The organism is Vibrio sp. 10N.261.52.C2 (genome assembly GCF_041471425.1).
GTDB classification, from domain to species: domain Bacteria; phylum Pseudomonadota; class Gammaproteobacteria; order Enterobacterales; family Vibrionaceae; genus Vibrio; species Vibrio crassostreae_C.
In genome coordinates this window covers 47,577-67,011 of the sequence record NZ_JBFROH010000019.1, presented here as the reverse complement: position 1 = coordinate 67,011, position 19,435 = coordinate 47,577, and the positions used below count along the sequence as shown (strand labels likewise).

Annotated in this window: 22 protein-coding genes; 17 read left to right on the top strand and 5 right to left on the bottom strand. The window is 45.1% G+C overall.

Annotation, left to right across the window (positions count from 1 at the left end; translation table 11 throughout):
• The first annotated feature begins 411 nt into the window (after positions 1-411).
• The 9 genes from AB4307_RS08155 to AB4307_RS08115 all read left to right on the top strand — a co-directional run bounded on the left by AB4307_RS08155 (position 412) and on the right by AB4307_RS08115 (position 7,163).
• Entirely contained in the window at positions 412-1,041 is a 630-nt protein-coding gene (locus tag AB4307_RS08155) for a PepSY-associated TM helix domain-containing protein (RefSeq protein WP_102394362.1), read from the top strand.
• A gap of 71 nt (positions 1,042-1,112) precedes the next feature.
• Positions 1,113-1,631 (top strand): DUF2271 domain-containing protein, encoded by a 519-nt coding sequence (locus AB4307_RS08150; protein WP_017062545.1) that lies wholly within the window; start codon positions 1,113-1,115, stop codon positions 1,629-1,631.
• A gap of 138 nt (positions 1,632-1,769) precedes the next feature.
• Positions 1,770-2,606 carry a DUF4198 domain-containing protein gene (locus tag AB4307_RS08145; protein WP_017062544.1) on the top strand — a complete coding sequence of 279 codons (837 nt, stop codon included), beginning with the start codon at positions 1,770-1,772 and terminating at the stop codon, positions 2,604-2,606.
• A 115-nt stretch (positions 2,607-2,721) separates the two neighbouring features.
• Positions 2,722-3,057, top strand: a complete 336-nt coding sequence (locus AB4307_RS08140; protein ID WP_017079279.1) for a hypothetical protein — start codon at positions 2,722-2,724, stop codon at positions 3,055-3,057.
• Positions 3,054-3,647: a DUF6162 family protein gene (locus AB4307_RS08135; protein WP_372131581.1), complete on the top strand. Its 594-nt coding sequence runs from the start codon at positions 3,054-3,056 to the stop codon at positions 3,645-3,647. Before AB4307_RS08140 ends, AB4307_RS08135 begins: the two co-directional genes overlap by 4 nt.
• 45 nt (positions 3,648-3,692) lie before the next feature.
• The gene (locus AB4307_RS08130; RefSeq protein WP_099165166.1) at positions 3,693-4,628 is read left to right on the top strand and encodes a metal ABC transporter solute-binding protein, Zn/Mn family; all 936 of its coding nucleotides are present in this window, start codon (positions 3,693-3,695) and stop codon (positions 4,626-4,628) included.
• Positions 4,628-5,362 carry a metal ABC transporter ATP-binding protein gene (locus AB4307_RS08125; protein WP_017067855.1) on the top strand — a complete coding sequence of 245 codons (735 nt, stop codon included), beginning with the start codon at positions 4,628-4,630 and terminating at the stop codon, positions 5,360-5,362. The genes AB4307_RS08130 and AB4307_RS08125 overlap by 1 nt, the downstream gene beginning before the upstream one ends.
• The gene (locus AB4307_RS08120; RefSeq protein WP_017067856.1) at positions 5,362-6,237 is read left to right on the top strand and encodes a metal ABC transporter permease; all 876 of its coding nucleotides are present in this window, start codon (positions 5,362-5,364) and stop codon (positions 6,235-6,237) included. Before AB4307_RS08125 ends, AB4307_RS08120 begins: the two co-directional genes overlap by 1 nt.
• 2 nt (positions 6,238-6,239) lie before the next feature.
• Positions 6,240-7,163, top strand: coding sequence for a metal ABC transporter substrate-binding protein (locus AB4307_RS08115; protein ID WP_017062538.1), 924 nt, complete (start codon positions 6,240-6,242; stop codon positions 7,161-7,163).
• A 114-nt stretch (positions 7,164-7,277) separates the two neighbouring features.
• Here the strand turns inward: AB4307_RS08115 and AB4307_RS08110 are convergent, their stop codons facing one another.
• Entirely contained in the window at positions 7,278-7,487 is a 210-nt protein-coding gene (locus AB4307_RS08110; protein WP_017060973.1) for a DUF2986 domain-containing protein, read from the bottom strand.
• Between the two features lie 97 nt (positions 7,488-7,584).
• Between AB4307_RS08110 and AB4307_RS08105 the strand changes: the two genes are divergently transcribed.
• Both AB4307_RS08105 and AB4307_RS08100 read left to right on the top strand, forming a co-directional pair.
• Positions 7,585-8,100, top strand: a complete 516-nt coding sequence (locus AB4307_RS08105; protein ID WP_136978234.1) for a GNAT family N-acetyltransferase — start codon at positions 7,585-7,587, stop codon at positions 8,098-8,100.
• Between the two features lie 3 nt (positions 8,101-8,103).
• On the top strand, positions 8,104-8,499 hold the full coding sequence (locus tag AB4307_RS08100) for a nitrous oxide-stimulated promoter family protein (RefSeq protein ID WP_017060975.1): 396 nt from the start codon (positions 8,104-8,106) through the stop codon (positions 8,497-8,499).
• 108 nt (positions 8,500-8,607) lie between these two features.
• Here AB4307_RS08100 and AB4307_RS08095 read toward each other — a convergent pair whose 3' ends face one another.
• Positions 8,608-10,005 carry an MATE family efflux transporter gene (locus AB4307_RS08095; RefSeq protein WP_372131578.1) on the bottom strand — a complete coding sequence of 466 codons (1,398 nt, stop codon included), beginning with the start codon at positions 10,003-10,005 and terminating at the stop codon, positions 8,608-8,610.
• 50 nt (positions 10,006-10,055) lie between these two features.
• On the opposite strand from AB4307_RS08095, the gene AB4307_RS08090 reads away from it, so the two are divergent.
• Complete coding sequence (locus AB4307_RS08090; protein ID WP_017060977.1) at positions 10,056-10,949, top strand: AraC family transcriptional regulator; 894 nt, start codon at positions 10,056-10,058, stop codon at positions 10,947-10,949.
• Between the two features lie 134 nt (positions 10,950-11,083).
• On the opposite strand, the gene AB4307_RS08085 is transcribed toward AB4307_RS08090, so the two are convergent.
• Positions 11,084-12,235, bottom strand: a complete 1,152-nt coding sequence (locus tag AB4307_RS08085) for an MFS transporter (protein WP_029235229.1) — start codon at positions 12,233-12,235, stop codon at positions 11,084-11,086.
• Here AB4307_RS08085 and AB4307_RS08080 point away from each other — a divergent pair.
• Positions 12,207-12,446 (top strand): hypothetical protein, encoded by a 240-nt coding sequence (locus AB4307_RS08080; RefSeq protein WP_017060129.1) that lies wholly within the window; start codon positions 12,207-12,209, stop codon positions 12,444-12,446. The genes AB4307_RS08085 and AB4307_RS08080 overlap by 29 nt on opposite strands.
• 57 nt (positions 12,447-12,503) lie before the next feature.
• Here AB4307_RS08080 and AB4307_RS08075 read toward each other — a convergent pair whose 3' ends face one another.
• Complete coding sequence (locus AB4307_RS08075) at positions 12,504-13,529, bottom strand: AraC family transcriptional regulator (RefSeq protein WP_017069105.1); 1,026 nt, start codon at positions 13,527-13,529, stop codon at positions 12,504-12,506.
• 369 nt (positions 13,530-13,898) lie between these two features.
• Here AB4307_RS08075 and AB4307_RS08070 point away from each other — a divergent pair, with 369 nt between their 5' ends.
• Complete coding sequence (locus AB4307_RS08070) at positions 13,899-15,482, top strand: long-chain-fatty-acid--CoA ligase (RefSeq protein WP_372131577.1); 1,584 nt, start codon at positions 13,899-13,901, stop codon at positions 15,480-15,482.
• Entirely contained in the window at positions 15,475-17,154 is a 1,680-nt protein-coding gene (locus AB4307_RS08065) for a GMC family oxidoreductase (protein WP_372131575.1), read from the top strand. The genes AB4307_RS08070 and AB4307_RS08065 overlap by 8 nt, the downstream gene beginning before the upstream one ends.
• 102 nt (positions 17,155-17,256) lie before the next feature.
• Here the strand turns inward: AB4307_RS08065 and trxC are convergent, their stop codons facing one another.
• Complete coding sequence (gene trxC, locus AB4307_RS08060; RefSeq protein ID WP_372131573.1) at positions 17,257-17,691, bottom strand: thioredoxin TrxC; 435 nt, start codon at positions 17,689-17,691, stop codon at positions 17,257-17,259.
• A gap of 121 nt (positions 17,692-17,812) precedes the next feature.
• On the opposite strand from trxC, the gene AB4307_RS08055 reads away from it, so the two are divergent.
• Together AB4307_RS08055 and AB4307_RS08050 are read left to right on the top strand one after the other, a co-directional pair.
• A complete protein-coding gene (locus AB4307_RS08055; protein WP_102333615.1) occupies positions 17,813-18,910 on the top strand; it encodes a ketoacyl-ACP synthase III in 1,098 nt (365 codons plus the stop codon).
• A gap of 22 nt (positions 18,911-18,932) precedes the next feature.
• Complete coding sequence (locus AB4307_RS08050; RefSeq protein ID WP_029235379.1) at positions 18,933-19,397, top strand: GNAT family N-acetyltransferase; 465 nt, start codon at positions 18,933-18,935, stop codon at positions 19,395-19,397.
• The last annotated feature ends 38 nt before the right edge of the window (positions 19,398-19,435 follow it).

Sequence of the window (19,435 nt, the reverse complement as noted above, 5' to 3'; positions counted from 1 at the left end):
GTTATTCGTCTGTATTTAACAAACCGCATCAACCGAAGAGTCCACCGTTTGTGTAAGATCTTCAAAATGTTCCAAAGATCAAATAGCTCCGAAGATTAATAGTCACGAAGCTTAAATAGTCCCAACTTTCTATCCTTAAAGCCACAACTGCTACCTTAAACCAACCTCAATCAAGCATGTTGATATTGAGATTTTTTGAGGTTTGACCTTACTATCGATGACCTCAAATACAAGCTATCCATTCCCTTTAGTACAAGTTAGCAAGAATATGCATACAGTACGATTACTTCCCATGTAATGTTATGTAAATTTCCTTACGCCGCTCGGCAAACGTAAACAATGTAAATTGAATGCCAATACGAATGATTATCAACTAAATTGACGCCATAAAATTTATAGGTATTGGTTTGTATGTCGTTAAAAAGTAGGGCGGTTCAATCATGGGCTCGTCGACTTCATGTTTATATTTCAATGGCGCTTCTGTTCGTTGTTCTTTTCTTCTCAGTGACAGGTATCACCCTTAATCGACCTGAGTTATTTGAATCAACCCAACCCAATATCCAGCGGTCTACGTTAACGCTTCCTACAAGTTTATTTTCAATCCAAGACGGGCGATTAAAAGCCGACGAAACGGCCTTTGAGACATTTCTGTTTGAAGAAGCTAACCTCTCCGGCGTTCCTTCAGGTTTGGACATCTACGCAGAGATCGAAGACGGTGAGTTGCTCATCGGTGAAGTGTCTATGGACTTCAAAGGACCGGGCTACAACGCTTCCGTGTTTGTTGACGTTACGTCTGAATTTGTAGAAGTCGAAACCACGAATTACGGCGTTATCGCATTGTTGAACGATCTACATAAAGGTCGTAACAGCGGTGAAGTATGGAAATGGTTTATCGATATCACTGCGCTACTGATGATCTTCTTTGTGCTTACTGGCGTGTGCTTACTGTTACCTAAGAAAAGGACGCTTAATACTTCCATCAAATGGACGGTGTTTGGGTCTGCAATCTCATTGGTTATCTATTTTGTCGCCGTGCCTTAACGCTTGATTCGATTGATGAATCGGATTGAAGAGCGAACTTAAGGTTAAACGGATTTAAAAGGTTGTTAAAAATGAAAAAAATGAACTGGAGCAAGGCGCTTCTTGCTTTATCTCTTTTGCCAAGCCTAGGTATGGCACAAGCGATTCCTGATACGGCAAAACTGGATGTCAGCTTTGAGCTTCCAAAGATTGATACCTCTATGTATGCACGTCCTTATGTGGCGGTGTGGGTAGAGAATAGCGAACGAAAGTCAGTGAAAACCATCGAGCTTTGGGTCGGTAAAGACGAATGGCTTAAGGATCTGCGCAGCTGGTGGAGAAAGGTTGGCCGTTACGATCGTGAACTGGTTGATGCTGTGACGTCTGCAACACGTCCTGCTGGCCAGTACCGTTTCGTGTGGGATGGTAAGAGCGACAGCGGTGAAACGTTAGAACAAGGCGAGTACACGGTTCATATCGAAGTGGTTCGTGAACACGGTGGCCGTAATTACCTTCGCCAAAAAGTATCACTCGCAGATTCAAACATATCTTACGAATTAAAAGCAACGGAAGAGACGGGTGAAATCACCCTGAACTACATCGCTAAATAGTAAGTGCGAACAGTAACTAGTAAGTGCGAACAGTAACTAGTAAGTACGAACTAAAACCAAGCTGAACAGAATAGACAGTGGTCATCGTAGGCTCAGATAGAGCGACACGGCTAACAATTATGAATAATGGAATTGAACATGATGAAACAGACAAAAATCAAAGCACTTGCTCTAGCGGGTGTGATGGCATTCGGCCTAGCAGCAACGACAACGGCACAAGCTCACCCACGTTGGATTTTGCCATCTCACTTTACTGTATCTAAAGAAGGTGGTGATTGGCTAACGTTCGATGTTACTGCGTCTCACGGTACGTTTGTTTTTGATAAGCCTGCTGGCAGCGAAAATGCTCATGTCATCATGCCAGATGGCCGCAGCGAGCGTCCTAACTTCGTTATTCGTGGCAAGCGTCGTTCAATCTTCGACTTCTATTTTGAAGAAGAAGGTACACACAAAGTGGCGATCAACAACCAGCCGTCTTACTACACGCAATACAAAGCGGGTCGCCGTGACACGGTGAAGTGGATTAAAGCAAACAAAGCTGAGCGTGACTCAGTTCTACCTGAAAAATCACGTGACGTGGTAACGCAGATCAGCTTCACTCGTGCAGAAAGCTACATCACGGTAGGTAAGCCAACGGATTCAGTGTTCAAAATTGAAGGCAAGCTTCTAGAAATGAAGCCTGTGACACACCCTTCAGATATCGTTGAAGGCGAACCTGTGACATTCCAGTTCTTCTACAACGGTGAAATCCAGAAAGACGTGAAAGCGGAGATTACTCGTGAAGGTACGCTTTACCGCAACCACCAAGAGCAGATTGATGTGGTGAGTGATGAGAACGGTGAAATCACGTTTACTCCAGACGTAGCAGGTCGTTACGTAATGAAAGCGAACTACAAAGGTGAGTTGATTGACAACCCACTGGCAGACAAAGCAAGCGCGAACGTTCACCTAACGTTCGAAGCGCTGCTTCAATAGTCTGTGATATCGGGGCTAGATCCCTGATTAAGAATCAAAAAAACTTAAGGGCTCATTTGAGCCCTTTACGCTCAGTTTACTTCTGAGAATTTGCACTGTGGCTAGGGTACGAACCATGACAATAAAAACAAAACTAAAATCGATAATCACTCCATGCTTGGCTCTGGGACTTGGTTTCGCTGCATTACCTGCGCAAGCACACTTTCCATTGATGAGCTGCTGGTTTGAAGGCAAAACTGTGGCTTGCGAAGCGGGCTATTCAGACGGTAGTAAAGCGATTGATTACGCGGTTGAGATGTACGACTACGAAGACAACTTGATTGCAAAAGAGATGACGGATAAACGCTCGATCGTTGAGTTTCCAAACCCTGACACTGAGTTCTACCTTGTGTTTGATTCTGGCCACGAGTTTCCTGTTGAAGTAGACGTTGTTGAGATCAGCGAGAAATGATGATTCAAGGTGTACGTGCTGACACGGGCGGCAGAGAAGGCAAATGGGTAGGGCTGATCATTGTGTTCATCCTGAGCTTTGCCACGGTTGCTATCCCATTTCGTCAAGCAGAATCGCATATCAAAGCGGTACTTGATCATCAAATCTTAGTGACCGATGTCGAGCAAGAAAACTTGGCGATGTTATCAGAGCTTCGCTTGGCTCATGAAGAGATTCGCGACCTGCATATGGACTCTGACGGCGAATGGCCAAGTGTTGCGTCACTTCAAGATGAATGGGTCGCGCCATTTGTTGAAGACCAGAGTTGGAAGCGCAAAGGTTCTCATACTTGGTTATTGGACGAGCGTGGCTACTACTTTTCTACACCAAGTGAACAAGCTACATCAAGTGAATATGCTGCAAAAAGCGATCATGGCTTTGCTGATTCCTTTATTTTAAACGCGAACAGCGTTTCTCCTGAAATCTGGATTTACCTGGGTGGCGTAGCAAGTCAACCGGCTAATTTTGATGAGAACACACTTGAATCTGCTGGCTGGAAAATGGTCGTCAATGAATCAGAAGTTGAGCTGCATGATGCTTCTTCTCATTAAACAATCCGGCTTATAAAAATGCTCACTAATAATAAGAGAATTACTATGCGAATTATGACTCTATTGATGTCGTTATTGGCGGTGTTAATGACACCCAATGCATTGGCAAAAGAATACAAAATCGACAGCGATAAGCTGACGATTGGCATAACCCTTCAGCCTTACTACAGCTACGTAAAAGCCGTGGTGGGTGACAAAGTGAACATCCTTCCTTTGGTTGATGCTGGCTTTAATCCGCATAACTACTTGCCACAACCGAACGACTTGAAGCGATTGAGCCAGATGGACGCTATCGTGGTAAACGGTATTGGCCATGACGACTTCGCACTTAAAGTAATCTCAGCTGCGCAACGTGATGACTTAGTGGTGATCGAAGCGAACAAAGAAGTGCCTCTACTTCCTGCTCTTGGTCAGTCTGTTGGTCAAGGTGCCGTTAACCCACATACCTTTGTTGGGCTTTCGACAACAATTCAAAAGGTTTACACCATCGCGAGTGAGGTCTCTAAGCTCGACCCTGACAACGCGGCTTTTTATCGTAAGAATGCACGTAAATACGCAAAGCAATTTCGCTTTATGAAGCGCGATGCGATGTTGTCATTAGGTGAGTTAGATACTTCAGGTATGAAGGTGGCGACCACGCACAATGCGTATGGGTACATTCTGCAAGAGTTTGGTGTAGATGTGGCGGCGGTGATTGAGCCAGCACACGGTGTTGAACCAAGTGCTAGCCAACTGCAAGAAACGATCGAAAAGATCCGCGCATCGGGTATTGATGTTCTGTTCTATGAGCTCAACATGCCAAACCGTTTTGTTGACACCATTGAAGCGGAAACGGGCGTTCAGCTTTACCGTTTCTCTCACATGACGCACGGCGAATATGAAGACGACAAAGTCGCAGTTGAAATGAAGAAGAACCTACAAACGTTAATCGAAGCAATGAAATTTGCGGCGGCGAACCAAGCAAAAAGCGGGAACGCATAATGCTAGGTCCTTCAATTTCAATAAATCAACTTGGTTTGCAATACGACAATAACGTCATTCTTGACGATATCTCATTAGAACTTAAAGCAGGTGAGTGCCATGTGATCATGGGGCCAAACGGCGGAGGTAAAACCTCTTTGCTGCGCTCTGTTCTTGGTTTGACGCCTTTCTCTGGGCAAATCAATATTCATTGGCCAGAAAAGCCAAGTATTGGTTATGTTCCTCAAAAAGCGACCTTCGAATCGAGCTTACCTCTGACGGTCATGGATTTCGTGTTGCTTAACCAAACTCGAATTCCACTATTTTGGCGTCGTAAGTCTAAGCAATTGGATCTCGCACTCGCGCAATTGGATCGTGTGGGTATGGCGACTCGTAGCGACCGCCGTATGGGACAGTTGTCGGGTGGTGAGCAACAACGTGTATTGTTTGCTCAAGCCTTATTGGATAACCCAAGTTTATTGGTTTTAGACGAGCCGACCACAGGTATGGACGAGCAGGGCGTTCGTTATCTTGAATCTCTAATTCGTGAATGCGTTGATGAAGGTCGCACCATTCTTGCCGTTCATCATGATGTAACTGCAGTACGTCGCCTTGAAGCCAATGTACATGTTGTGAATCGATTCTTGGTTGATAGTGGTCCACACGAACAGGTACTACATCCAAGTAAGATTGAAAGCTTATTCCAGCATTACAGCAGTGGTGCTGCGATGAACAAACCGAAGGAGGTTGCGTAATGGATTGGCTACGACAACTTGCCGTAAGTGGTGTTGAAGCGGGTTGGTTATCTGACAGCTTCATGTATGCGTTCATGGTCAATGCACTGGTTGCTGCATTGTTACTGGGCCCGTTACTAGGTGGCCTGGGTACTTTGGTGATTGCTAAGCGTTTGGCTTTCTTCTCTGAAGCGGTAGGCCACGCGGCATTAACCGGTATCGCTATAGGTGTGTTGCTTGGCGAGCCACCAGAAAACCCAATTATTGGTCTGTTTAGCTTCTGTATGATCTTCGCGCTGCTTCTTCACTTTGTAAGAAACAGAACCAATGTGCCATACGATACTTTAGTTGGCGTTTTCCTTGCTTTAGCACTGGCAGTGGGTGCGGCATTGCTGATGTACGTGGCGCGTAAGATCAACATCCACATGCTTGAGAACGTACTATTTGGTTCGATTTTGACGGTAACAGACCAAGACTTAGCGATTCTCGCAGGCAGCTGCGCGATCATTATTTTGCTCTTGATACCGACGTTCAACCGTATTCTTCTAACCTGTATCAGCCCTGATATTGCCAAGGTTCGTGGTTATAACACCAGTTTCTACGACTACTTGTTTGTCATGATGATCACCTTAGTGACGATTGCAGCGGTGAAGATCGTAGGTGCTGTTCTGGTTGGTGCATTATTGCTGATCCCAGGTGCGACAGCTCGCTTGCTAACTAAACGCATGGGCAGCTTTGTATTGCTGTCGGCATTACTGGCAACAGTCGCGTGTTTAGTTGGAACCGTCTTACCTATGGAATTGAAACTACCAGTACCTTCGGGCGCTTCAATCATCATCGTTTCTGCAACGTTTTTCCTAGCAGCAACGCTATACCGAATTGTAAGAAAGGCGTAATCATGACTTGTTTAATGAATCGTATCGCTAGCTCAGTAAAAGCAACGGCTCAAGTGAGTGTACTTGGTAGTGTATTAATGGCTGGTTCTGTGATGTCACTGAACGTGAATGCAGAAGACATCCTAACCAGTACACCTGTGACTTATGCATTGGCGACAGAGCTAACCAAAGGCACGGACATTACGACCGAATATCTACCACCTAAGCGCTACGGTATTGACCGTCTGCCGAATTGGTTTGGTACCAAGGGTGCGAGTAAAGTGCTTCAATCGGGTGAAAAGGCGACCGTTGCGGTAACGTTGTCATCGATCTGGCAAGCCGACCCTACGTTTGTATACGCAAGACAAAGTAATATCCGTTTAGTTGAGGTTGATGCCGCTCAAGCGATTACACCGCGTGCACAAGGCGTTGCTGCGCTTACATTGTCGAATGGTGATGTGTCTAAATACGCATGGTTAAACCCGACCAACTTAACACGTATGGCGGCGATTGTGGCTGACGACTTTAAGTTGTTGTGGCCTGCGCAAGCTGAAACGATTGATAGCAACTTACAACGTGTGATGTTGGATGTTCGTGAACTGATCAACAAGCAGCAAGCAGTATTGCTCGACAATGACGTAGATTCAGTATTGTTGCTTTCAGAAAGCTTGGAAGATTTCGCCTCTGGCAGCCAACTGTTTGTTGAAGAACGCATGTTCAAAGCTGAACTGGAATGGACAGAGCAGGACAAAGCCAAGCTTAAAGAGATGTTTTCGGAAGATGATGCTCTATGGTTAGTTACAGCGAAAAAGCCAAGCAACTTGATTAAATCATTGGTACCGAATGAGCGTATCTTGGTAGTGGATTCTGTTGATCGTTGGGGCAGAGCGGGAATCAACGCAAAAGCACCGTTTGCCCGTTGGGAAGTGCAGCCATTCAAAGGCTAACCAGCGCGATTAAAAATGGTAGGATCAAAAAAGCAGCCCAATTTGAGGCTGCTTTTTTGTTCTTGTCTGTTGGCTCTGAAAAGAGTGTCAGACAAGAGGACTGCGAGTATAAACTTACTCTGCAGCTTTTGTCTCTTCAGCTTCAACAGTTGCTTCTACTGAACCTTCAGCTTGCTCTTGAGCTGCTTTCGCTTGTTCTTCAGCTTCCATTTTTGCACGGTCAGCTTTAGAGATGTAGCGAGGCTTGTTGCTACTATGCAGTTTAGAATTCGCCTGTTTCTGCTTCTTTTTTAGAATTTGATTGATTTTTTTCTTACGGTTCATTGCTGCATAGCCTTGTATTTAGTTTAGGCGGAGGAGGATAATCATTTTAGCTCTAGAACTCAATATTTACATGGTATTCAGCAAGGAAAATATCACTATGCAGTCAGTCGAGACCGAACGTTTAAGATTAAGAATGATCACACCTCAAGATGCGGCGTTTATTCAACGACTATACAGCTCAGAAGATTTCCTGCGTTACATTGGTGATAAGGAAATCAACAACACTGAAAAGGCTGTCGAGTACATTGAAAACAACATTCTTAAGATGCATGAAGAGAAGGGTGTCTGTTTGTTGATGGTTGAAATCAAAGAAACTTCAACGCCAATTGGTATCTGCGGATTAATAAAAAGAGACACCTTAGCGTCGCATGATATTGGCTACGGGTTTGCTCCTGAGTTTTATGGTCAAGGCTTTGCCCAAGAAGCCGCGGAGGCGATAATTGAACAAGCTAAGCAGAATGCTGATATCGATCATTTAGTTGCCATCACTACCTCTGATAACATTCGAAGTATCACACTACTGACTAAGTTAGGCTTTGTGTTCGAGCGAGTTGAAGATGTGATAAGCGAAAGCGTTAATCTCAACCTGTACGGTTTCTCATTAGGTAATTAAAACATGTTCCAACATAACAATATTCTACAAGGTGAGCTCGCAACGGAGTACAAAACCGTTATTGCGATGGTGCACATCTATTGCAAAGATCACCACGGTGAAGTTCGTCAGAATAACGCGTTATGTGAGGAGTGTGAGCAACTGTTGCGTTACGCCGAAACACGACTGGATAGATGTCCTTATGGCGAAGCAAAACCGACCTGTAATAAGTGTCCGATTCATTGCTATAAACCAGACCCGAAAGAGCAAATGCGATTGGTGATGCGCTATGCCGGGCCAAGAATGCTACTTAAGCATCCGATATTAGCGATTCGACATCTGATTCATGAGAAACGGAAAGTGCCTGAAAAGCCGTTGCCGAATGTGTCGAACCGCCATATCCGAATGAACAAGAAGTAAGTGGCGCTTTAAAGTAATTTCTAAAGAAATGCAAAAGGTCTGATTTCTCAGACCTTTTTTATGTAGATACGTTTTATCTAAGTTTGAATATAGCCAGGTAACTGAAACTTACGCCGCTTGAGGCTCTTCGTAGGTCACCGTTAGGTTGTTGATCCAGCGTCGGCTCAAGTAACGGTGTGAACAGATGGTCAATTTCACGACTTCTTCTACCAACATTAGACCATAGATGTATTTAAAGTCCCATTCAGCGACAAACGCGCCGTAAACACATACAGGAATGCCCACCATCCACATCGCGATGAAATCCATGCGAAGGCAGAACGCATTATCACCACCAGCACGAATAATACCGTTAATGATCACCATGTTGAGCATGCGAATCACGACCGCAAAGCACATGATCATCATCGCAGGTGAAGCAAGCGGGTATAAAGCGTCTTTGGTCAGGTTTAGCCATGACAGAACGTGCTCTTTACCCATAAACAATAGCAAGCCTACAACCGCACCAAAACCAACCACGGCTTTGATGAACGTCAGACCCATACTCATAGCGTCATCAAACTCATCACGACCGAGTGAGTGACCAACCAACACGGAACACGCTACAGAAATACCAAAGAATATCGAGTAACACAGCGACTCAAAAGGCGCGAGCATAGAGAACACAGCAAGTTCCGTTGTGCCCATGTGACCGAAGATCATTTGGTATGCCATAGTACCCATTGCCCATAACACGGCATTCATCGTTAGTGGCAAAGCAATACGACGGTAAGATAGCCATAATGACGGACGATGTGGTGAGCTAGGCGTGGTTAACAACCAGTGTTTACGCATGCGCATATAGCCATACATCAAACCCACTTGAATCAAGCGCGCTAAAGTGGTTGCCAATGCCGCACCTGCAACGCCCATCGCTGGAATACCGAAGGCACCTTTAATGAGTACGAAGTTAAGTGCGATGTTGAGGGCAATCGTGACCGCACCAAGCAATAGTGGTGTTACGGTGTCACCTGATGAGCGCATGCTTGCTTCTACCACGACCACAATGTGAGTCAGAAGAAGGACAGGGAATCCATACCACAGGTAAGTCGCGCCAAGTTCAATCACGGTTTGATCGCTGGTCTGCAACATCATTAAAAACTGAGAACCAAGAGTGATGATTGCAGTAACAGGCAGCAGAACTTTTAAGCCAAACACCATTGCGATAGATGATACCGTTCGCGCGCTTTTTCGGTCGTTCTTTCCCCAGTATTGAGCGACTAATGTTCCGTTTGCTGAGGCCAACCCTGCCATAATCATAATAGCAACGAAGTGCCATTTTGATGCAATTCCCACAGCCGCAGCTGCTTCCATACCATAATCACTGACCATTAATACGTCAGCAAGGGCAAGAATAGCGACAAGCGCACTTTGTAAAGCAACAGGTAAACCCAGTTTAACGATACGAGGTAAGATGCTCTCTGGCTTGTTATTCATAGATGAGTTAGGGTTGATGTTAGTTGTCATAAGCTCTCCGATTTATGGCAGAACTATAGTGATTTGAGCGAAGTAACAACATGTTTAAAAAACAACAAAACCTGTGCGAATCCGTCATTGATTCAATGAGACCAAAATCAACTTGGCATGATGATGTTTTTCTCGCTGAACAGTGCAAAGAACGTTTTTTGACCGTTGAAGATATTCCAGAGATGAAAAGCTTTGGTGTCTATATGGGCGGCATGGCGAAGCTATATGATGGCTACTGGGTTGAGCGCGAATCCGTTAATGTTCATACGTTGATTTTCACTATGGAAGGTGGCGGCATTCTAACAACCGCAACATCGGTCCAAGCGATTACACCTTATACACTCGTGGTGCTTCCTGCTGAAACCCCATTTCGTTTTGAACTCGATCCTCAATATAATTATTGGAAAATGGCGTGGATGCTGACGCCTGACACCAAGCAATGGCAGCACATAGCAAGTTTAGGACAGGGGATTGTGCCTTTTGGAGAGTGTGAGCAGATCTGGTCATTAATGAACTTGGTTTACTTTGAGATAGGCGGTAGAGCCAGTTACCGTAAGTTACTCTTGAGTGAAATTATCCGAACATTGACGGGGTTTGAGCCTAAGTCGACCAGCACCACTGCACGTGTTCAAGCGCTCTATAACGAAATTGAAAGTAGTCTGCATCAGCCATGGACAGTGGCAGGGATGGCTGAAAGAGTGTTCATCAGTGAAGAGCAACTCAATAGAGTCACCAAGACGCTATTCAACCTCTCACCACGCAGTAAATTGATTCAATTACGTATGGACAAAGCCACCAGTCTACTGAAATATCAAGATTGGTCAGTTTCTATGATTGCTAATCGCTTAGGCTACAAAGATCCTTATAACTTTTCGCATCGTTTCAAAAAGCATTTCGGTTTGTCACCCAGTCAATATCGAAAGAGCCATCGACTTCTTGGTTAGCCTTGCACGATGAAATGAGAAGTGTGGGAGAAGAAGGTTACATATAGGCATGAGTTGAAAAGGGCCCTTCGCTTAGACATAAAGTCTGAACTCGGAGCCCTAATGACACGCATCTAGTGTCTGTCTATTTAAGCTTACTCGCCTGCAATCTGTAGGTGAGAGCGCTTTAGGCTAGCAATCAACATGTAGATCGTTGTAGCAAGTAGAGACGCGAATAGGTAAGTGAACAATCCTGCTTGTGAATCCATAAAGCTGTCTGCAACGATTGGTCCCGCAACAGAACCGATGCTGTAGCAAAGTAGCATGATTTGAGTCACTGACACCAAGTAGCTTGGGTCAAGGTTACGGCAACCTAAGTTAATCGCGATTGGGTATAGCGCAAATGTGGCCATGCCTAATACGAACAAGCTCATGCCTAGTACGTAGAAATCGTGATTGATAGTCAGCACACCAATGCTTGCAACCCCTAGCAGGCAGAACAAAGCCATTAATAACACTTGTCCTACGTGGTGAGATAACCAAGTCACCATCGGCTGTACAGCCATACCACCCATGATAACCAAAGCCATCAAACCACCAATGTCTTCGTGTGCAATGTTACGTTGAGCAAGTTCAACTGGCATCAAGCCGTAAATCGCACCTAGCGTTAATCCGGAAACAATGCAGCCAATTAGCGCGCTGTGGCTTAATTTGCTGATCTGCTTTAAAGACAAAGATTGCGCATCGTGGATCTGTGGTGGAGTTGCTTGTCCGTACATCAGCACAATGATCGCACCAAACAGAAGGGTGAACATTGCGATGAAAGGTACGCCACCAGTAATACCTAGGTAACCGATACCAAGCTGACCAACTGCAGAACCGCCGTACAGTGAACACATGTAGATAGCGAGACGTTTTGCGCGTTGTGACTCGTCGCCGCTCATTAGCCAAGACTCTACAATCACGAAGATACCTGCAACCGCCACACCAGCCACAAAGCGAGCTAGTAGCCATACTGCTTGGTGTGGGATCAATGGCAATACAAGGATCGTTGCGATGAACACACTCAATGCGATGACGAACGCATCTTTGTGGCCAACACGCGCAATGGCACGTTCAATCAATAATGTACCAGCCAGTAGACCTGCATAGAATGCACTCGCCAACCAACTCGATAGATCTTTGTCTAAGCCATACTCAGACAGCATTAATGGTAATGAACTCATTAAGTAGCCTGAAGCGATCGCGTAAAAAGACAATGCAATAACAGGAACAGTTATGCGAGTTGTTGGTTGGATGTTGTCCAATGCAGGAGCCTCTGATAGTAAAAGAAACGATGAATTTTCCGCGACTATGGGGGAGAAACTGAATTGGGTAAAACAAATAAAAATGGTCGTTAAGATAAAGGAAATTTATCGACCAACTAAACTAAAATACGGTTGCGATATTTGGTGGTTTGGCGAGATTTTATGCGGGCAAAAAGTCGTTAAGCCGTTGTTCATTGGTGGTTTAATTTAGAAAAAGATTGCAGCGTGATTGTCTTTTTATGATTTGGATTGAGTGGGATTTTAAGTGTTAGACAGTTTCTTTACGGTATTGACGTGGCGAGTTACCACTCCACTTACGAAAGGCATGACGAAAGTTAGCGCTATCAGAAAAGCCAACTCGTTCAGATATCTCTTCAATACTCATTCGAGTTGAAGAAAGGTAGTGCCGGGAAAGGTGAAAGCGAACATGGTCCAGTATCTTCTGATAGCTCGTATCCGCTGCTTTCAGGTGACGACGCAGAGTTCGAGAAGACATGCCCAGTTCTGAAGAAATGGATTCTATAGAAGGGTAACATCCTGGCCTTTCAATCAGCATCTGAGAGACTTTCTCTTTGAGGCTACTGGGTGCACTGACTTTTGCCAACATGTCATCACACGATTTTAAGCACATCTGTAAAGTGATGGGGTTGGCGGTAGGAAGAGATGAATACAAGGTGGTTGCGTCGAACTCCCATTCAAGCCGGTCACTATTGAATTCAACCGGGCAGCGGAAAATCTCTGTGTATAGATCGCCGTATTCAGGTTTTGGATAGGGGAAGCGGATCACTTGAGAAGGAAAGGGCTGCTGTAAGACCTCTTCGCACAAACTGTGTATCGCTGCGAACCAGTATTCACAACAAAAGGGCAGTAAAGAATCGAGTTCGATAAGTTGCTCTGCGCGAAAGTAACCAATGTTGTCTTCTACAGACATGGTTTTCCTGAGGACAGGGCCAGCAAGTTGCAGATACTTAAACCCGATTAAAAAGGCATCGAGTAGTGTTTCGCTGCTAAACACCGCATAACCGAGCACGCCGAAATCGCTGAACCTCGCTTGTTGGCCAACTTTAAGCCCCAATCCGTCTTCGTTGGAATTCGCTAACGCATTACTGAACACAGCAAGCTTTTGCGCCAAAGTGATGTGTGTATCGGGTGTGTTGAGTTGGAGAGCATCGATGTTACTGCCTTCGAGCAACTCTTCGATACTGAGAACAGGCGACAGGTAACGATGCAGCAACTGAAGATCCAGAATGCCGAATGCTTGCATGTCGGGTTCGTAAACTGCGGTGTATTCCATAAGCTGCCTCTTGTTGAATATCGATATCTTAACCGAACTTTTAACATTTACGCCTGTTGCTTGTTCTCACTTTCGCAAGCTTGTTCCAAATTTTGGTTTATGTGTGCAAGGTTTTATTGGGCTAGCGCAGGCTGTGTCCGAATATCACCGGTTTTTGTCTTTTTGAAACCTGTTCGAAATGTTATCGAAATGTTGTAATTTATTGGGCTGCACATTGGAGCGTCTCAAACATTTTGCTCAATAACGACTCTTATCTACATGACACACCAATGTGCAGGCTCGTGATGACAAGAAAGAGACTTATTACAACGATTAGAACGTCTACGGTGACCGTCACAAACAGGTCTAAGCCGCACAAGGAGATCATGGATGCACAATCTTGCTGTTAATTTGGAGCGTAGCGCTTCGCTTTTTCCAACTAAAGCCGCTCTGCGTATGGGATCGGATGAAATCAGTTTTTCTCAGTTAGAACAACTTTCTGGAAACGTGGCTGCTAACTTGAAAAGACTTGGATTGCAGAACGGAGATAAGGTAGCGTTGTCATGCCCGAACGTGACTTACTTTCCGATAGCCTATTACGGGATTCTAAAAGCGGGTTGTGTAGTCGTGCCTTTGAACGTGCTATTCAAGGCCAGAGAGATCGCTTATCACCTTAATGACTCTAACGCGAAGGCCTATTTATGTTTTGACGGCAGTGAAGAGCTTCCAATTGGTCGCTATGGTTTACAAGGTTTTGAGCAGGCAAACCACTGTGAACACTTTGTCGAGATGCCTATCCCAACAAACACAGACACTACTTTAGAAAGTAATGAGGAGCATGAATCAATCGCTGATTGGTTGGCACAACCTTTTACTCCTTTTGAGTCTGTGGCTTGTCATGGCGATGATACCGCAGTAATCCTCTATACCTCTGGCACAACAGGTCAGCCAAAAGGCGCAGAGCTTTCTCACACCAACATGCAAACCAATGCGATGGCATCTCAGTATTTAATGAGATTGGAATACAGTGACACGACAATGGCCACGCTTCCTTTGTTCCACAGTTTCGGCCAAACAGTGATGATGAACGCGAGTGTGTTAACGGGCTCCACCATGGTGTTGATTCCTCGTTTTGAACCATCACTGGTTATTGAACAGATCATTAGCCATAAAGTCAGTGTCTTTGCTGGCGTTCCTACCATGTACATTGGGCTTCTTAGAGCCGGAGAAGAGTCATTAGAGCGCTCTGAACAGGTTAAACACAGCTTGAGGTTAGGTGTTTCTGGCGGTGCTTCTATGCCGCTTGAGGTCATACGGCAGTTTGAATCTCGTTTTGAATTACCAGTCTTAGAAGGTTATGGGCTCTCGGAAACGGCGCCGGTTGCGACCTTTAATCATATTGATGGCGATCGTTTATCGGGTAGTGTCGGTCAGCCTTTATGTGGCCACCTCATCAAGATTACTGATATACAAGGCAACTCTGTCGCTATGGGTGAACTCGGCGAAGTCTGCATTAAAAGCCCAAGTGTGATGAAAGGCTATTATCAAAGGCCAGAGGCGACAGCTGAATCTATTCGTGATGGTTGGTTCTTAACGGGAGATATCGGTCGCGTCGATGAGCATGGCAATTTGTTCATTGTTGACCGTGTTAAAGACATGATTATTCGTGGTGGGTACAACGTTTATCCACGTGAAGTCGAAGAAGTGTTGATGTGTCACCCCGATGTCGAAATGGTCGCGGTGGTAGGCGAGCATCATGAACATTTAGGCGAGGAGATCCACGCGCATGTGGTTCTTCACGAACATACGCAATGTGATAGTGCCGCCTTGATAGCATGGTGTCGTGAGCAACTCGCCGACTACAAATACCCGCGTAAGGTATTCATTCGTAAAGCCTTACCCATGACAGCAACCGGAAAAATCTTGAAGCGTGAGTTACACCCACTAGAAATAGCGGAGATGGCAAATGGATAGTTATGATTTTATTATTGTTGGCGGTGGTTCAGCTGGGTGTGTGATGGCTTCTCGGCTGTCGGAAGATCCTGATGTGACGGTTTGCTTGTTAGAAGCGGGTGGTAAAGACACCAGCCCATTCATTCACACACCCGTTGGCGTGGTGGCGATGATGCCAACCAAACTCAATAATTGGGCATTCGAAACGGTTGAACAGCCGGGTTTGAACGGTCGTAAAGGCTATCAGCCTAGAGGTAAGACACTTGGTGGTTCTAGCTCTATCAATGCCATGATGTACGCTCGTGGACATCGCTATGACTACGATAGATGGGAAAGGCTGGGCAATGCTGGCTGGAACTATGAATCCTGTTTGCCTTACTTTAAGAAAGCAGAAAACAACGAAGTCCACCAAGATGAGTTCCATGGCCAAGGTGGTCCTCTTAATGTGGCCAATCTTAGATCGCCAAGCCCTATGTTGGAACGTTATTTAACGGCGTGTGAATCGATAGGTGTACCTCGCAATGAGGATATTAACGGCGCTGCTCAGTTTGGGGCGATGCCGACGCAGGTAACACAGCTGAATGGTGAACGATGCAGTGCTGCCAAGGCTTACTTAACGCCAAACCTTTCACGATCAAATCTCACGGTCGTGACTAAAGCCACCACACATAAGGTTTTGTTTGAAGGCAAGAAGGCGATTGGTGTTGAATATGGTTCTAGCGGAAAGCGTTATCAGATACGATGCAACAAAGAAGTGATTCTTTCCGCTGGCGCGTTTGGTTCTCCCCAATTGCTGTTACTGTCTGGTGTCGGTGCTCAAACTGAACTAGAGACACATGGAATCGAACAGGTTCATGAATTACCTGGAGTGGGCAAGAACCTTCAAGATCATATCGACTTAGTACATTCGTATAAATGCAGTGAAAAGCGTGAAACTTTTGGTATCTCGCTGCAAATGGCCTCTGAAATGACCAAAGCCTTACCACTATGGCACAAAGAACGCTGCGGTAAAATGAGCAGTAATTTTGCAGAGGGAATAGGCTTTCTCTGTTCCGAAGATCATATCGCTGTACCGGATTTAGAGTTTGTATTTGTGGTCGCTGTTGTAGATGACCATGCTAGAAAAATTCATACCAGTCATGGCTTTACCTCTCATGTCACCTTATTGCGACCGAAGAGCTACGGAACCGTAACGCTCAATAGTAATGATCCCTATGATCCGCCTAAGATCGATCCTGCGTTTTTCAGTCATCCTGAAGACATGGAGATCATGATTAAGGGCTGGAAGAAGCAGTATCAAATGTTAGAGAGTTCCGCGTTTGATGATATCCGAGGCAATGCTTTCTACCCTGTGGACGCCAGTGATGACAAGGCTATCGAGCAAGATATTCGCAATCGTGCAGACACTCAGTATCACCCGATCGGGACCTGTAAAATGGGACCTAGTAGCGATTCTTTAGCTGTGGTAGATAAAGATCTCAAAGTTTATGGATTGGATAATTTGAGAGTCATTGATGCTTCTGTGATGCCGACACTGATTGGGGCAAACACCAATGCACCAACCATTATGATTGCTGAGAAAGTCGCAGATCAAATCAAACAGCAATACGGGTTTGGCAAGCAAGAATCTAATATTCAAGCGAAAGGCGAAGCTGTAGTTTTATTCAAGAAGTTAAGTGATAACCATAAATAAAACAGTAGGTTAGATAGTCTTGATTTGGTAAGACTCTCTAACCTATTTTTGTGTGCTTACTTAGAATTAAGTAATGCTAAATCAATAGCTTAACCAATAGTATTACTTAGTTAGTGCTTGATTAAGCCACTGATCAAATTGACCTTTTGGCAGTGCACCGTTAATCGTATCAACACGTTGACCGTTCTTGAACACCATCACCGTTGGGATGCTTCTGATTTGATACATAGCCGCCAGTTGCTGTTGAGCTTCGGTATCAATTTTAACAAATCGAACATCGCCAGCGCGCTCTTTAGCGACATCGCTGAACACAGGTGCGAAACCTACACATGGGTTGCACCATGTCGCCCAAAAATCGACAACGACAGGCTGTGAACTGTTCAAAATTGATTGGAAATTCAGTGACGTACCTTCGATTGGTGCACCGTCTAGAAGTGTGTTTTTGCACTTACCACAAGTAGGGCTTTCTGAAATTCTTTCTGAAGGAACTCGGTTTACGCCACCGCAAGAAGGGCAACGTGTGTTGAATGTAGACATAACTTTCTCTTTTTATTGCGTCTCCGTGCCTAACGCGATTTACGAATCATGTACGGAACGCTTATACTGTTTAAACAAGAATAAGATACTCAAATAAAAACAAACAATAAACAGGTAAATGATGACAAAATTTTACGCTGAAATTACGGGCTGGGGAAAGTGTCTGCCACCAGCCGTGCTATCCAATGATGATTTAAGCACTTTCATTGATACGTCTGACGAGTGGATTCGTACTCGAACTGGTATCGAAAATCGTCGTATCAGTCATGTAAATACCTCTGAGCTAGCGACCGTTGCTGCTCAACATGCAATGGCGTGTGCTGGTTTAACAGCCGAAGATATCGATCTTGTGATCGTAGCGACGTGCAGTCCAGACTCTCTTATTCCAAATACCGCGTCTAAAGTTCAACAGAACTTAGGCATCAAGAGCGCAGCAGCTTTTGACCTTAATGCAGCGTGTACAGGCTTTATCTACGGTGTTGAAACAGCAACTCGATTGATTCAAGCGGGCAACTACCGCAATGCGATCGTTGTGGGTGCAGAGCGTCTTTCATTCTTCATCGACTGGACCAAGCGTGATACTGCGGTTCTATTCGGTGATGGCGCTGGCGCTGTGGTTTTATCGCGTACTGAAGAACAAGTGGGTTTACAAGAAGCTCAAATCGGTTGTGACGCAGAGGGCCGTGACATTCTAGCAGTACCAAAATTCGGTACGTCTATGGACCGCTTTGCTGCTGATAACGGTTACTGGGATTTTGATTTCGTTGGTAAAGAGATCTTCAAGCGTGCAGTGAAAGGAATGGGCGCTGCAGCACATACAGTATTGAGTCGCACTGGCATCTCAACTGAAAACATCGATGTTGTGATTCCGCACCAAGCGAACATCCGAATTATTCAAACTCTGTGTGATATGGCGGGCATTGAACGTGAGAAAGCGTTTGTGAACATTCAAAACTACGGCAACACATCGGCTGCGACTGTGCCGATTGCATTGTGTGAATCGTTAGAGCAAGGCTTTGTTAAACCTAACTCAAACATTCTTGTGGCGGCATTCGGTGCCGGTTTAACTTGGGGGGCAGGCCATATTAAGTGGGGTAGCCGTGTTGAGCCGTTAGGTCAATCGGACGCTAAGCTTCCAGAAGCAGATAGCTCGGCATTAGAACTTCTAGAGAGAGCCATTTTACACTGTAAAACGCGTCCTAATTCTGAGAATGAGTAGCAGCATGGCCCAAGTTCGTTTTATGACAGAAGCCGACCTCGATGGAGCGGCTTTAGTTCACCAAGCTACTTTTGTTCGACAGCAAAACTCAAAAAATTGGTTACAATGTAACTTAAATGCTGCGCCACGCTTTCTTAACTTTGTTGCTGAAAGCGATGGCGAGATTGTCGGCTACATTATTTGGGTTCAAAAGAGTGGGTTTAGGCCTGAAGCTGTTTTGGAGCTAGAACAACTTGCTGTGTTACCGAGTGCTCAGGGGCAAGGATTGGGCAAAAAGCTGATTCTAGACTCTTTGCCTCAAGTGAAGCAGAAGCTATCAGAGCAGGGCTCGACACTAAAACATGTATTAGTGACCACCAGAGCAGATAACTTTGCACAAAAGCTCTATCAGTCGACATTGGGCGCTCAAGTCGAAACCACGATTTCAAACTTTTACTCAGCCGATGAAGTGCTTATGATAGCTCGCAATGTAGGTGAACGAATCTGATCGCTGAGTTCTTAGAACCATTATTATCAGCGGCATAA

Excerpts from the sequence above, each read along its gene's own strand:
- AB4307_RS08150 (WP_017062545.1), top strand. The coding sequence starts at position 1,113 with ATGAAAAAAATGAACTGGAGCAAGGCGCTTCTTGCTTTATCTCTTTTG.
- AB4307_RS08050 (WP_029235379.1), top strand. The coding sequence starts at position 18,933 with ATGACAGAAGCCGACCTCGATGGAGCGGCTTTAGTTCACCAAGCTACT.
- AB4307_RS08070 (WP_372131577.1), top strand. The coding sequence starts at position 13,899 with ATGCACAATCTTGCTGTTAATTTGGAGCGTAGCGCTTCGCTTTTTCCA.
- trxC (WP_372131573.1), bottom strand. The coding sequence starts at position 17,691 with ATGTCTACATTCAACACACGTTGCCCTTCTTGCGGTGGCGTAAACCGA.
- AB4307_RS08135 (WP_372131581.1), top strand. The coding sequence starts at position 3,054 with ATGATGATTCAAGGTGTACGTGCTGACACGGGCGGCAGAGAAGGCAAA.
- AB4307_RS08095 (WP_372131578.1), bottom strand. The coding sequence starts at position 10,005 with ATGACAACTAACATCAACCCTAACTCATCTATGAATAACAAGCCAGAG.
- AB4307_RS08140 (WP_017079279.1), top strand. The coding sequence starts at position 2,722 with ATGACAATAAAAACAAAACTAAAATCGATAATCACTCCATGCTTGGCT.
- AB4307_RS08115 (WP_017062538.1), top strand. The coding sequence starts at position 6,240 with ATGACTTGTTTAATGAATCGTATCGCTAGCTCAGTAAAAGCAACGGCT.
- AB4307_RS08055 (WP_102333615.1), top strand. The coding sequence starts at position 17,813 with ATGACAAAATTTTACGCTGAAATTACGGGCTGGGGAAAGTGTCTGCCA.
- AB4307_RS08130 (WP_099165166.1), top strand. The coding sequence starts at position 3,693 with ATGCGAATTATGACTCTATTGATGTCGTTATTGGCGGTGTTAATGACA.
- AB4307_RS08065 (WP_372131575.1), top strand. The coding sequence starts at position 15,475 with ATGGATAGTTATGATTTTATTATTGTTGGCGGTGGTTCAGCTGGGTGT.
- AB4307_RS08120 (WP_017067856.1), top strand. The coding sequence starts at position 5,362 with ATGGATTGGCTACGACAACTTGCCGTAAGTGGTGTTGAAGCGGGTTGG.
- AB4307_RS08110 (WP_017060973.1), bottom strand. The coding sequence starts at position 7,487 with ATGAACCGTAAGAAAAAAATCAATCAAATTCTAAAAAAGAAGCAGAAA.
- AB4307_RS08090 (WP_017060977.1), top strand. The coding sequence starts at position 10,056 with ATGTTTAAAAAACAACAAAACCTGTGCGAATCCGTCATTGATTCAATG.
- AB4307_RS08105 (WP_136978234.1), top strand. The coding sequence starts at position 7,585 with ATGCAGTCAGTCGAGACCGAACGTTTAAGATTAAGAATGATCACACCT.
- AB4307_RS08125 (WP_017067855.1), top strand. The coding sequence starts at position 4,628 with ATGCTAGGTCCTTCAATTTCAATAAATCAACTTGGTTTGCAATACGAC.
- AB4307_RS08075 (WP_017069105.1), bottom strand. The coding sequence starts at position 13,529 with ATGGAATACACCGCAGTTTACGAACCCGACATGCAAGCATTCGGCATT.
- AB4307_RS08155 (WP_102394362.1), top strand. The coding sequence starts at position 412 with ATGTCGTTAAAAAGTAGGGCGGTTCAATCATGGGCTCGTCGACTTCAT.
- AB4307_RS08145 (WP_017062544.1), top strand. The coding sequence starts at position 1,770 with ATGATGAAACAGACAAAAATCAAAGCACTTGCTCTAGCGGGTGTGATG.
- AB4307_RS08100 (WP_017060975.1), top strand. The coding sequence starts at position 8,104 with ATGTTCCAACATAACAATATTCTACAAGGTGAGCTCGCAACGGAGTAC.
- AB4307_RS08080 (WP_017060129.1), top strand. The coding sequence starts at position 12,207 with ATGCGAGTTGTTGGTTGGATGTTGTCCAATGCAGGAGCCTCTGATAGT.